The sequence below is a fragment of the Chryseobacterium flavum genome (assembly GCF_003385595.1).
Lineage (GTDB): Bacteria > Bacteroidota > Bacteroidia > Flavobacteriales > Weeksellaceae > Chryseobacterium > Chryseobacterium flavum.
Map to the genome: position 1 here is coordinate 1 of NZ_QNUE01000013.1, position 12,897 is coordinate 12,897.

Here is a 12,897-nt window from a genome sequence, read left to right on the forward strand (position 1 = left end):
ACACACAGCAAATTAATCAATTTGCAAATATTAGGAAAGCAAAAGCTTTCCTTTTTTTATGCTCAAAAAAAGACTGCCTCACTTTTGAGACAGCCTCTTTATTGATGTCTTTCAGTCATTTTTATCAGAAGTTCGTTAAGTCTTGTACGAAGACTGTCAGGTTCTAAAACAGTAGCGTAATCAGCAAAAGTAACCAGCCAGCGTGGAAATCCATCATTGATCCACTCTGTTTCAAAGGTCAGCTCTACCCCTCTGTCTGTTTCTACTTCTTCAATTAACCCATAATACCTTTTAGAATTCACCAGATGAGACATTATCTTCTTATCGACCAGCAATTTGGCAGTAACCTTATTTTCATTTGATCTTTTTCTGTAATCATTGATCTGGCCATACTCCTGCAAAAAAGGTGTCTGGGTTTTGGTGATCTGTAAAATCCTGTCTACACGGAACTGTCTGAAATCTTTTCTCAAAGTACAGAAAGCCATAATATACCAGAAATTGAACTCAAAGAATACCCCAACTGTTTCAATGGTTCTGGTTGTAATTGTAGAATCTACGGTCTTATATTCAATGATAAGCTGAGTTTTTTCTTCGATACTTTCCAGGATAATGGGAATTACATTTTTCAGGGAATCCTCCGGGTGGGCATGGAGATTGAAAACAGCAATCTGCTTTTCAATGTTCTGAATCAGATTTTTATCAGAATACCGCAATACAGAACGTACTTTTTCCATAGCTGTCTGATAGTGGTTTCCCAAGCTTTGGTGAGAGAACTTCTGCATGAGCTTTTCAGCAGTAATAAAGCTCAGTACTTCTTCTTTGGTAAACATAACCGGCGGAAGCTTATAACCATCCATCAAAGAATATCCGGTACCAGCTTCCCCTACAATAGGGATTCCCGCATTTTCCAGAGTTTTTACATCCCTGTAGATGGTTCTTATACTCACATCAAACTTTTCAGCCAGATCCTGTGCCCTTACAACAGGTTTTGACTGTAGCTGGGTAAGAATAGCAGTTACCCGATCAAGTTTTTTAAGATAGTGATCATTCATATTCAACAACAAAACTAAAATTCTTTTTTGAGGTATGGTTAATAATATGACCGCTTTTTTATTTAAATTTATTTTTACAAACAGGATTTCATTTTATGTCCCACACTCGCTTTATTCAAACCATCGAAAAAATTCTGAAACCTGAACCGGCTGTAATGGAAGAGCTTGTTGCACATTTGGAATTTAAAACCTACAGAAAGGGAGATTTTCTATTGAAGGCTGATGAAACCTGCCGATATTTTTATTTTATTGAAAAAGGTCTGGTAAAACTTTTTTTTGATAATGGTGACAAAGATTTTATAATGACATTTTTTGCGGAAAATGCTTTTTTTACAGAGCTAAGCGGATTCCTTACCGGCCAGCCTTCAAAATATATGATTGTGGCTCTGGAACAGACAGATACCCTTCGTATCCATAAAAATATTATTGAAGAGCTATGCAGAAAACACCATTCGGCGGAAACACTTTTCAGTAAACTGTACTCAAAGGCACCAGTGAACATGATGGGAAGAATCAGTGAAATGCTTGAAGACGACGGCAAAAAAAGATATTACAATTTCCTTAAACAAAGACCTGACCTTATCCAGCGTATAAGCCTGGGAGATCTGGCGGACTATATAGGAATTACCCAGGTTTCTTTGAGCAGAATCAGGGCTCAGAAATAATTCTGCTTTGAAAAAACTTATTTATCATTTGTAAAAAAAATTCAAAAATTTCAGATATACATTTGTCACATAATTAATTCAAAACCAAATATTATGTCACAAAGAATCAATGCATTTGCAATAGGAAACAAAGCGGTAAACTCCCTTCATAATATGGGATTTCAGGTACAGAATTCATCACTTGACAACTCATTTCTTGAGCTGTTATACTTCAGGGTTTCGCAAATAAACGGATGTGCATTCTGCCTTGATATGCATTCCAAAGAACTGCTTGCCAAAGGAGAAACAGAACAGCGGTTATTACTGATCAGTGCCTGGAAAGAATGCTCATTTTATACAGAGAAGGAAAAAGCAGGGCTTTTGTGGGCCGAAACTTTAACCTTACTGCAGGGTAAAGAAGTTTCAGATGAGGTATATTCTCAGGTAAGCCATCATTTTTCCGAGACTGAGCTGGTAGACCTGACTATGGCCATTATTACGATCAACAGTTACAACAGGATCAATATTGCTTTCGGAGCAGATGTGGGTGCTTACAAAGTTCCTGAAAAGGCCCGGTAAAACTTATTCTGACTAGTCCTGCAAATTGCAGGACTTTTTTAATTAATTATCCTTGTAAGTATTGACCAGCTTATCCAGATTTAAACTCCGGGCGGACGCATCAAAGATTTCACGATATGTTCCATCTTTGTTGTAAAGTTCATCATGGGTACCATTCTCAACAACTTTACCTTTTTTCATCACATAAATCATATCCGAATCCAGAATCTGGGATAAAGAATGGGAAATAATAATTACAGTTCTCCCTTCCTTGATGGCATCCAGGGAATTTTTGATCTGTTCTGTAGCAATAGCATCCAGACTTGCAGTAGGTTCATCCAAAAAGATGATCGGAGGGTTCTTAAGAAACAGTCTTGCAATAGCAATCCGCTGTTGCTGGCCTCCTGACAGCTGGGTTGCATCGTGCTGATATTGATCAGGAAGATCCATAATCTGGTCATGAAGATATGCTTTTTTTGCAGCTTCCCGGATTTCTTCAAAACCGGCATTCATATCCCCGTACCGGATATTATCTTCGATGCTTCCCTGAAAAATATGGTTTTTCTGAAGCACCAGCCCAAGATCACTTCTCAAAAATGTATTGTTATATTTATTAAGATCTACTCCATCCAGCAAAACTTCTCCTGAATCCGGAAGATAGAATTTGCATAAAAGATTGATAACTGTAGATTTTCCGGCTCCGCTCAATCCAACAAGTGCTGTGGTTTTTCCATTCTCAATTTTCATGGATACATTATGTAAAGCTTTTGTACCATTAGGATAGGTAAAATCAACATTCTTCAATTCAAAAGTACCTTTAATACCTCTTTCTTCAAAAGTTCCGTTCGGTTCAGTCTCTCCATCTGCATTAAGAATCTCAAAATAGCCTTCTGCATAGATCATGGCATCATTCATATCATCATAAATCCTGTGTAGCTGGCGAATAGGTGCAGAGACATTGTTAAAAAGCATGATATGAAGCATGATTGCGCCAATAGTCATCTGCTGATCAAGTACAAGATAAACAGTAAGCAGAATAATTAAAACTACGCCAAACTGTTCGATAAATGTTTTTAAACCGTCATAGATAAAGTTTGTTTTTCTGGTGAACATCTGACTTTCCATCAACTGCATCTGTAAATCATATTGCTTTTTACCTTCAAATTTTTCACGGACAAAACTCTTAATTACCATAATGGAATTGATCAGGTTTAGCAGTCCTGAGGTCTTTTTCTCTCTCTGGTTTCTAAGCTGACGGCGTACACCCCCCAGTTTTTTAGCCTGCAGAGAACTTATATAAAAATAAATCGGGACAATAACTGTAGAAACCGCTCCTACGTAGACATTCTGCATATACATGATGATCAGTGCAATGATTGCATTGGAAAAAAGAGGTAATATATCAATGAAAAAGTTTTGTACTAATCTTGTAAGACTTTCAATACCCCGGTCTATCCTGATCTGTAATTTTCCTGATTCGTGATTTTCATCATTAAAATAGGCTACCCGGTAGGTCAGTATTTTATCAATTGCTGATTGTGCCAGAACGGAGCTTACATTAATTCTGATTTTTTCTCCATAAAATTTCTGTCCGAAGTTGATAAAAATATTCAGCAGTTCTTTTCCCAGCAAAATAATTGAGATAATGATCAGAATATGAATTCCTTCAGACATCGGATGCGGAAGATGAGTAAGTTTAGTCACCTCATCTACTGTATATTTCAGAACGACCGGATTGACCTGTGCGGCAAGAGCACCGAGAAAAGTAAGGAATAATGTTCCATAAATCATAGGTCTGTAGGGCTTGATAAAAGGAACCAGCTGTTTATAAATCCCGAATAAAGTAACTGTTCTGTTAAAAGGTTTTGCCATAGAAATTACATTAACTAAAAAACGTACCGCTTTCAAAAGAAAAGGTACGTTTTATTATTATTTTTAGCAAATAAGTCAGTTTTTACCCTTCATACATATACGTAGTCAGGTAATGCAGCTCTTTTTTGCCTGCTTCTTTAGATTCAGTTTGTGCCTGCTCTAGCGAGTATTGGGAATTAATTTCTTTTTTCTGAAAAACAAATGAGTTATTGGCGTTCTTATCTACCACATCATTAAAAATATGTTCAATTTCAGAGTTTGCCAATGATGCAAAACTGATATCCTCAAAACCATACATCATTCTCAGATCATCAAACTGTTTAAAGTTTTCCTCTACAAATCCCTGAAATTGTGCTTTTGAATCAAAGTTACCCGCCCAGATATTATAAGCATATTTTTTCTTTTTAGGCTTATCCAGAATACTCTGATATACAAAGTTCTCTCCCAGATAAGCTTCTCTTACCTGTGGATCATTGGCCAGATCTTCAGGAAGCCCTTCTTTCAGGATCTTTCCTTCAAACATAATATAGGTCTTGTTAGTAATCGCCAGGGTTTGCTGCACGTTGTGATCAGTAATGAGGATTCCGATATTTTTATCCACCAGACTTCTTACAATTTTCTGAATATCTTCTACAGCAATCGGGTCAACCCCTGCAAAAGGTTCATCCAGGAGAATAAAGTTCGGGTCAGTAGCAAGACAACGGGCGATTTCCGTTCTACGTCTTTCCCCTCCCGAAAGAAGATCCCCTCTGTTTTTACGGACATGCTGCAAAGAAAATTCTTCGATCAGTTCGTCACATTTGATTTGCTGTTCGCGTTTAGAAAGTTTGGTGAGCTGCAATACTCCCATAATATTTTCCTCAACGGAAAGTTTTCTGAAAACTGAGGCTTCCTGAGCCAGATAACCTATTCCCTTCTGGGCTCTACGGTACATTGCATCAGTGGTAATTTCCTGTTTATCCAGAAAAATTTTTCCTGAAGTGGGCTTAACCAATCCTACAATCATATAAAATGATGTGGTTTTTCCTGCTCCGTTCGGGCCAAGCAAACCAACAATTTCGCCCTGCTGAACCTGTACAGAAACACCTTTTACCACTTTTTTAGGACCGTATTCTTTGATTAAGTTTTCTCCTCGTAAAATCATAGGAGCAAAGATAAAGTTTTTTTGAATTCAATTTTTAGATTACCAATTGTATTGATTATTTTTTAGTTTTTATTTCTATCATGCAAACATTCAGATCGTTGTAACAACTTATCTTATTATCCGACTATTAAGAATAATAATTAATCACAAACACTTAAAAAATGGAAAATTACGGATACACAAAAACGGAAAATACAGGAAATCAGCAAAACAATATCCCCTATCGCTCAGAAAAGAAAATTCCTGCTGCACTGTTAGGGATTCTTGTAGGATGGCTGGCTTTAAATAAATTTTACCTTGGCTATACTAAAGAAGGGATTATTCAGCTGGTCCTTAATATCATTACTTTAGGGGCAGCTTCCGTCATCCCTTTTATTGAGGGAATCTTATATCTGTTCATGAGTGACAAGCAGTTTGATGACACTTATGTTTATGGAAAAAAAGGATGGCTTTAAAATCATATGACATAAAAAAACACCTCTGCCGGAGGTGTTTTTTTATTTTAAAATGTACAATTACTTATTCAGAATCATCGCTGCTTCTTTAGCGAAATAAGTAAAGATCATGTCTGCACCGGCTCTTTTAAAACAGGTCAGGTTTTCAATAATCGTTTTGTCATTGTCCAGCCATCCGTTCTGAACAGCAGCTTTCACCATTGCATATTCTCCGCTTACATTATAAACCGCTATCGGAAGATCAATAGCTTCACGTACTTTGGAAACAATATCAAGATAAGGAAGGCCCGGCTTGATCATGATCACATCCGCTCCCTCATCAATATCTTTATAGACTTCGTTCAGGGCCTCGCGGGAATTATGGAAGTCCATCTGATATGTTTTTTTATCTTTCGGAATTTCCATATTATCTTTCGGGGCACTGTCTAATGCACTTCTGAACGGTCCATAGAAGGAACTTGCATATTTTGCGGCATAGCTTACAATACCTACATCAGTAAATCCATTTTCTTCCAGCGCTTCACGAATTACCAGTACTCTGCCATCCATCATATCACTAGGCGCCACTAAATCTGCTCCGGCTTCTGCATGTGACACTGACATCCTTGCCAGGGCGTCATTGGTAGCGTCATTTAAAATTTTACCATTTTCAATGATCCCGTCATGTCCATATACTGAGTAAGGGTCTAATGCTACATCAGGCATTACAATCATACCCGGTACCGCATCTTTGATTGCTTTTATGGTATTCTGCATTAATCCGTCTTTGTTCCAGGCTTCTTTTCCGGTATTGTCTTTCAGACTTTCCGGTACTTTCATGTACAAGTTGACAGCTTTTACTCCCAAAGAAAATAATTCCTTACATTCTTTCACTGTTAAATCTATACTCCGCCTGAAAATTCCCGGCATCGAGGGAATTGCTTCCTGCATATTTTCGCCCTCCATTACGAAGATCGGCATTACAAAATCATCAGTTGTAAGCACATTTTCTCTTACCAGACTTCTGATAGATTCATTAACTCTAAGTCTTCTATTTCTTGAATGTATCATTTTGGAATACTTTTTGAATAAGTTTCCACAAATTTACTACAAGTTCTATAAAAAACTATTGTACGGGATTGTAGATTTTTTTATATTTGTTATATATATTCGAGAAATTATAAATTTGATGAAAAAACTTTTACTTTTAATTTTATTTGTAGGCACTTTTGTTGGATTTTCCAACAATTTACAAGCTCAGCTTAAAGAGCCGGGTTCCATCTCACAAAAGTCTGACGATGGAGTAATAATTGCCTATCCAAATCCTGCAAAGGATTATCTTATCATAAAGGCAAAGGATTCTTCCTTAAGAATCAAAAGCGTGACTTTTTATTCAATTTTGGGTATGCAGGTTGCCAGTTATGCCGTCAATATGAATTCCGGAGAAATCAATATTGAAAAATTGAAACCGGGGAAATATCTGATACGCTACATCTTAAGTGACAATACGCAGAAGGTTACTCAAATCGTAAAACAATAAAATAAAATCCTGATAATCATCAGGATTTTTTCTTTTACATTAATTCTCTTTAATATTTCCGTAACTTTCAGAACTTTTTTATACTAATTGTAAAAGAACAATTTAATGTTAAAAGCTGAACATATTAAAAAGACCTATAATGCAGGAAAAAAGGTCGCATTGGATGATTTCAGCATCCATGTTCCGAAAGGCAGTATTTATGGTCTCCTTGGTCCTAATGGAGCCGGAAAAACATCTTTCATCCGTATTATCAATCAGATTACCCAGGCTGATTCAGGAGATATATTTATCAATGGGGATAAACTAAATCCCAGCCACATCCGCAATATCGGTTATATGCCTGAAGAAAGAGGATTATATAAAAATATGAGTGTGGGAGATCAGATCCTTTATTTTGCCGAGCTCAAAGGAATGAGTAAAAATGAGGCCTTACAAGAGGCCAGGAAGTGGTTTGAAAAACTGAATATTGACCAATGGTGGAAAAAAAAACTATCCGAGCTATCTAAAGGGATGGCACAAAAGATTCAGTTTGTTGTCACTGTTCTGCACAAGCCGCACCTCTTAATTCTTGATGAACCTTTTTCAGGCTTTGATCCTGTAAATGCCAATCTTATTAAGGATCAGATCATCGACCTTAAAAATAACGGAACCACCATTATTCTTTCTACCCACAGGATGGAAAGTGTAGAAGAAATGTGTGATTATGTTGCATTGATCAATAATTCAAAAAAAATCATTGACGGAAGAGTCTTTGATGTCAGGGAAAAATTCAAGAAAAATATTTTCGGAGTTACCCTGTCTGAAGTAAACAGTGAACAGTTTGAAAGTTTTAAAAATAAATATGACATTTTTAATTTTTCAAATGAAAACAATCTTCTTTCATTTGACCTGAAAAATGAAGCAGGCCAGAATAATATTCTTCTGGATCTTGTACATGTTGGCCAGGTGAGGTCATTTGATGAAAGAATTCCGAGTATGAATGAAGTATTTATTAATGCTGTAAGTAACCATTCTTAATTTATGAACAATATTTTTTTAATTACAAAGAGAGAGTTTCTTACCCAGGTTAAGAAAAAATCTTTCATTATACTGACATTATTAGCTCCTGTTCTCATCATTGCTTTCGGAGCTGTGATAGGACTTATGTTTAAGGCAAATGAATCCCACAGCATAATAGAAGTTGTTGATAAAAGCGGATTATTTACCAACCAGCTGAAATCCAGTGATAAGCTGAACTATCATTTTATTTCTGCAGCGGATGAAAAAACGAAAATCAGCACTTTAAAGAGTAATGAAACACTGGATGGAATCTTAATTCTTCCTGAACTGAAAGATCAGAATTTTAATGATCTGGAAAAAAATACCAGGCTGGTAATCAACAGTAAAATAGGATTAGACACCAAACAGAAAATCGTTTCTGATATTTCCAATGTGATCAAAAAAGAAAAGATCAAACAATTGGGTATTCAGGAGGCACAACTAAACGATCTTGATAAAAGCTTCAGTCTGAAAACCATTAATGTTTCTGATAATAACAAAGAAGATTCAGATCTTGCATTCGGTGTAAAAACCGGCCTCAGTATGATACTGATGTATGTCACTTTTATGTTCATTATCATTTACGGGGTCCGGGTGATGCGAAGTGTCCTAGAAGAAAAGAACAACCGGGTTGTAGAAATTATCATTTCGTCAGTAAAACCTTTTGAACTGATGATGGGGAAAATACTGGGGGTAACATTGGTAGCGCTGACTCAGTTCATTATCTGGATCTCAATGTCTGTTGTTGGAGCGTTGATACTAAATACCGGTTTCTCTTCGCTACAGAAAAATATTCCGGGAGGAAATGAAGAAGTAGTGAGTAAACTTGATATCACACAGCTTGCAACCCAGATATCCCATAGCTTACTGGAAATGAACTTTCCACTGATTATTTTTGTATTTATTGTCTTCTTTCTTTTGGGATATATCTTTTACAGCTCTATTTATGCTGCAATTGGTTCTGCAGTAGATAATGAAACAGAAACACAACAGTTTACGTTATTTGCCATTTTACCACTGATGCTGGGAATGTACGGAAGTTTTTCATTAATGAACAATCCTGATGGTCCGCTGGGATTCTGGCTATCCATTATTCCTTTTACTTCACCTGTTGCTATGATTGCACGGATACCCTTTGGGGTTCCGGCCTGGCAGATTGCACTATCTATTGTATTATTATTGGGAACAACCATTTTCATGATATTTCTGGCCGGAAAAATTTACCGTGTAGGAATTTTAATGTATGGCAATAAGGCAACGTTAAAAGAACTCTGGAAATGGATTAAAGGGTGAAAATAAAAAGAGTAAATACTACTTCCCTTTTTACTATGATTAAAAATAAAGATCCCGGAAATATTTTCCGGGATCTTTTATATTCTGATAAATAATTTTTATTTGAATATATAACTTAAGGTAAGTGCTATCACCTGTTCAGACTTTTTCTTATCAGTACCTCCTTTTTCTTTAGCAAGACCTGGATAAGTATCTGAAAGTCCAATATCATATTTAAGAGCTAATTCCAGCTGTCTTTTATAACTGTACCCTACTCCTAATCCTACCCCCCAGTTAAAGCTTTTGGCTTTTCCACTTAATGATGGTCTTGCCGGATCAGTTACATCCGGGTCGTAATAAGGACGGTCTACAGGAGCATTTTTAACATTCTGGCTTACCAAAAAGTTAAATCTTGGCCCTGCCATTCCGAAGAATTCGGATTCAGCTTCTGAAAAATATCCTTTAAAATAAAGGGGCACACTTAAATAGTTATTGGCATATACTGCATCATAACCACTTTTCCCTTTTGCATCTTTATCTTTTCCTGTTTCTCCTGCACCATAGTACAGAACCTCAGGCTGAATAAAGAACTGATTTGCTTTTCCTACGGGAATCAAAGCCAAAGCTCCACCCTGAAAAGTATATCTTGGACCGGAAGGGTTATGGGCATTTGCCACTCGGGAATAATTTAATCCTGCAGTAAGACCGAATCTTGTGCTTTCCCATTGGATTTGCCCAAATGATAAAGCAGATAAAGTCAATGCTGAGGCTAATAAAAGTTTTTTCATATGTTTGGTTTTAATATTATCCTAGAACTTTAGCAACAGTAGCACCGATATCAGCAGGAGAATCAACAACGTTGATACCATTCTCTCTCATGATCTCCATTTTTGCCTGTGCTGTATCCTCTGCACCACCTACAATAGCACCAGCATGTCCCATTGTTCTTCCTTTTGGAGCTGTTTGTCCTGCGATAAACCCTACAACAGGCTTAGTAGATCCGCTGGCTTTATACCATCTTGCAGCCTCAGCTTCAAGACCTCCACCAATTTCACCGATCATTACAACAGCATCCGTTTCAGGATCATTGATGAATAATTCCAATGCTTCTCTCGTTGTCGTTCCGATGATCGGGTCTCCACCAATACCAATAGCAGTAGAAATTCCGTATCCTGCTCTTACAACCTGATCTGCCGCCTCATAGGTAAGAGTTCCTGATTTTGAAACGATACCTACTTTACCTTTTTTGAAAACGAATCCAGGCATAATACCAATTTTAGCTTCTTCAGAAGTAATGATTCCAGGACAGTTTGGTCCGATTAATCTGCAGTCTCTGTCAGCGATATAAGATTTTACTTTTACCATATCAGCTACAGGAATACCTTCAGTAATACATACAATTACTTTAATCCCTGCTTCAGCAGCTTCCATAATTGCATCTGCTGCAAATGCCGGTGGTACGAAAATGATACTTACGTTTGCTCCTGCTTTTTCAACAGCGTCAGCTACTGTATTGAATACCGGCTTCCCTAAGTGCTCGCTTCCTCCTTTTCCCGGAGTAACACCACCTACTACGTTTGTTCCGTATTCAATCATCTGACCTGCATGGAAAGTACCTTCATTCCCTGTAAATCCTTGTACAATTACTTTAGAATCTTTGTTTACTAAAATTGACATTTTATTGTTGTTTTAATTTATTTATTATTTTATTAATGCTCACAAATTTACTCAAATTTCTTTGATTTCAGACAAAACCTTTGGAATTGTTTATTTGAGATTTCTCAGTTTTACTTCTTTTTTCAGATACCCTCTGAAATCTTCAGCAATCGGTCCAAAATAGGTTCCTTTTTCAAGATCCCTGTTCACTCCTACTTTAGCCAGCAATACTGTTCCTTTGGCAATTCTCAAGCCGGAAGCAAGACCGGCCTGCCCCCAGATGGTAACCTCATCCTCAATAATACAACACCCTGCAATTCCTACTTGCGAAGCAATAAGACATTTCTTTCCTATAACCGTATCATGCCCTACCTGAATCTGATTATCTAAAACAGAACCTTCCCCGATTACTGTAGAATCAGTAACACCTCTGTCAATTGTACAGTTGTTTCCAATTTCAACATTATTTTCAATAATCACATTTCCTACAGAGATAAGACGGTCAAAATTACCATCCAGTTTTCTGTAATAAAAGGCATCTCCCCCCAATACAGTACCCGCCTGGATGATCACATTATCTCCGATAACAGTTCGATCTCCGATAACAACATTAGGGAAGATCAGACAATTCTTTCCAATGGTCACATTATTCCCGATTACGGCTGAACGGTGTATTTTCGTCCCCTCGCCTATTTCTGCATCGTGCAGTTCTTCTGTGAAGTTATATATTCTTGTAAAATGAGTATTGATTTTATTGAAATCCCTGAAGGGATCATCAGAGACCAAAAGGGCTTTTCCTTCCGGACATTCAACTTCTTTATCAATTAAAATAATGGTTGCTGCCGAATTCAGAGCTTTATCATAATATTTAGGATGATTGACAAAGACAATTTCTCCCGGTTTCACCATATGGATTTCATTGGATCCAAGAACTTCAAAATCTTCAGGACCAATAAATTTTGAGCCAATTAATTCAGCAATTGTTTTAAGCTTTTGCGGAGAATGGAACCTCATAACAATAGATTTTCTTATAAAACAAAATTCGGACTGCTGATGCAAACCGAATTTATGTAAATTTTATTTATTCTTTTACTCTTTCCAGATAACTACCGTCCTCAGTACTTACTTTAATTCTGTCTCCAGGTTCAATGAATAAAGGAACCATTACTCGTGCTCCTGTTTCAACGATTGCATTTTTAAGAGCATTGGTTGCAGTATTTCCTTTTACTCCCGGATCTGCTTCAATTACATCCAGATACACTGATTGCGGAAGTTCTGCGGAAAGTGGTGTCTCATCAGCTTCTTTCAGAATGATTGTTACTTCTTCACCAGCTTTCATAAACTGAGCATTCTCAATCATTTCTTTGTTAATATATAACTGAGAGAAATCGTCATTGTTCATAAAGTGAAATCCATTCTCATCATCATAAAGATACTGAAACTTTCTTGTAATCACTTTTACCTCATCAATTTTATGTCCTGCCGAGAATGTATTATCAATTACTTTACCGTTTGTTACTGATTTTAGTTTTGTTCTTACGAAAGCAGGACCTTTTCCTGGTTTTACGTGAAGAAACTCAATTACTTTATAAATATCATTGCTGTACTCAATACAAAGCCCTTTTCTGATATCGTTACTTGTTGCCATTAATTTATATTATCTTTTTTTACTTAATTTTAATCGGGC

The 12,897-nt window shown here is 36.7% G+C and carries 13 protein-coding genes and 1 pseudogene; 6 read left to right on the forward strand and 8 right to left on the reverse strand.

Features of this window, described 5'->3' with window-relative positions; genetic code table 11:
* Positions 1-98: 98 nt before the first annotated feature.
* Positions 99-1,052: a helix-turn-helix transcriptional regulator gene (locus DRF59_RS15170; RefSeq protein ID WP_115961951.1), complete on the reverse strand. Its 954-nt coding sequence runs from the start codon at positions 1,050-1,052 to the stop codon at positions 99-101.
* A 95-nt stretch (positions 1,053-1,147) separates the two neighbouring features.
* On the opposite strand from DRF59_RS15170, the gene DRF59_RS15175 reads away from it, so the two are divergent.
* Together DRF59_RS15175 and DRF59_RS15180 are read left to right on the forward strand one after the other, a co-directional pair.
* Positions 1,148-1,717 carry a Crp/Fnr family transcriptional regulator gene (locus tag DRF59_RS15175; RefSeq protein ID WP_115961954.1) on the forward strand — a complete coding sequence of 190 codons (570 nt, stop codon included), beginning with the start codon at positions 1,148-1,150 and terminating at the stop codon, positions 1,715-1,717.
* Between the two features lie 93 nt (positions 1,718-1,810).
* Positions 1,811-2,275, forward strand: coding sequence for a carboxymuconolactone decarboxylase family protein (locus tag DRF59_RS15180; RefSeq protein WP_115961957.1), 465 nt, complete (start codon positions 1,811-1,813; stop codon positions 2,273-2,275).
* 42 nt (positions 2,276-2,317) lie between these two features.
* Here the strand turns inward: DRF59_RS15180 and DRF59_RS15185 are convergent, their stop codons facing one another.
* Both DRF59_RS15185 and lptB read right to left on the reverse strand, forming a co-directional pair.
* Entirely contained in the window at positions 2,318-4,045 is a 1,728-nt protein-coding gene (locus DRF59_RS15185) for an ABC transporter ATP-binding protein (protein ID WP_115962267.1), read from the reverse strand.
* Between the two features lie 499 nt (positions 4,046-4,544).
* Positions 4,545-5,270 (reverse strand): annotated as a pseudogene (gene lptB, locus DRF59_RS15190) (LPS export ABC transporter ATP-binding protein); the annotation flags it as partial.
* Between the two features lie 161 nt (positions 5,271-5,431).
* Here lptB and DRF59_RS15195 point away from each other — a divergent pair.
* On the forward strand, positions 5,432-5,725 hold the full coding sequence (locus tag DRF59_RS15195; protein ID WP_115961963.1) for a TM2 domain-containing protein: 294 nt from the start codon (positions 5,432-5,434) through the stop codon (positions 5,723-5,725).
* A gap of 60 nt (positions 5,726-5,785) precedes the next feature.
* Here the strand turns inward: DRF59_RS15195 and hemB are convergent, their stop codons facing one another.
* The gene (gene hemB, locus DRF59_RS15200; RefSeq protein WP_115961966.1) at positions 5,786-6,775 is read right to left on the reverse strand and encodes a porphobilinogen synthase; all 990 of its coding nucleotides are present in this window, start codon (positions 6,773-6,775) and stop codon (positions 5,786-5,788) included.
* Between the two features lie 118 nt (positions 6,776-6,893).
* Here hemB and DRF59_RS15205 point away from each other — a divergent pair, with 118 nt between their 5' ends.
* The 3 genes from DRF59_RS15205 to DRF59_RS15215 all read left to right on the forward strand — a co-directional run bounded on the left by DRF59_RS15205 (position 6,894) and on the right by DRF59_RS15215 (position 9,575).
* On the forward strand, positions 6,894-7,244 hold the full coding sequence (locus tag DRF59_RS15205) for a T9SS type A sorting domain-containing protein (protein ID WP_115961969.1): 351 nt from the start codon (positions 6,894-6,896) through the stop codon (positions 7,242-7,244).
* A 105-nt stretch (positions 7,245-7,349) separates the two neighbouring features.
* Positions 7,350-8,261 carry an ABC transporter ATP-binding protein gene (locus tag DRF59_RS15210; protein WP_115961972.1) on the forward strand — a complete coding sequence of 304 codons (912 nt, stop codon included), beginning with the start codon at positions 7,350-7,352 and terminating at the stop codon, positions 8,259-8,261.
* Positions 8,262-8,264: 3 nt separating this feature from the next.
* Entirely contained in the window at positions 8,265-9,575 is a 1,311-nt protein-coding gene (locus tag DRF59_RS15215; protein ID WP_115961975.1) for an ABC transporter permease, read from the forward strand.
* 98 nt (positions 9,576-9,673) lie between these two features.
* Here DRF59_RS15215 and DRF59_RS15220 read toward each other — a convergent pair whose 3' ends face one another.
* The 4 genes from DRF59_RS15220 to efp all read right to left on the reverse strand — a co-directional run bounded on the left by DRF59_RS15220 (position 9,674) and on the right by efp (position 12,858).
* Positions 9,674-10,342: a porin family protein gene (locus DRF59_RS15220; protein ID WP_115961978.1), complete on the reverse strand. Its 669-nt coding sequence runs from the start codon at positions 10,340-10,342 to the stop codon at positions 9,674-9,676.
* A 16-nt stretch (positions 10,343-10,358) separates the two neighbouring features.
* A complete protein-coding gene (sucD, locus tag DRF59_RS15225) occupies positions 10,359-11,231 on the reverse strand; it encodes a succinate--CoA ligase subunit alpha (RefSeq protein ID WP_115961981.1) in 873 nt (290 codons plus the stop codon).
* Positions 11,232-11,321: 90 nt separating this feature from the next.
* The gene (locus tag DRF59_RS15230) at positions 11,322-12,224 is read right to left on the reverse strand and encodes a UDP-3-O-(3-hydroxymyristoyl)glucosamine N-acyltransferase (RefSeq protein ID WP_115961984.1); all 903 of its coding nucleotides are present in this window, start codon (positions 12,222-12,224) and stop codon (positions 11,322-11,324) included.
* A 67-nt stretch (positions 12,225-12,291) separates the two neighbouring features.
* On the reverse strand, positions 12,292-12,858 hold the full coding sequence (gene efp / locus DRF59_RS15235; protein ID WP_115961987.1) for an elongation factor P: 567 nt from the start codon (positions 12,856-12,858) through the stop codon (positions 12,292-12,294).
* Positions 12,859-12,897 lie beyond the last annotated feature (39 nt).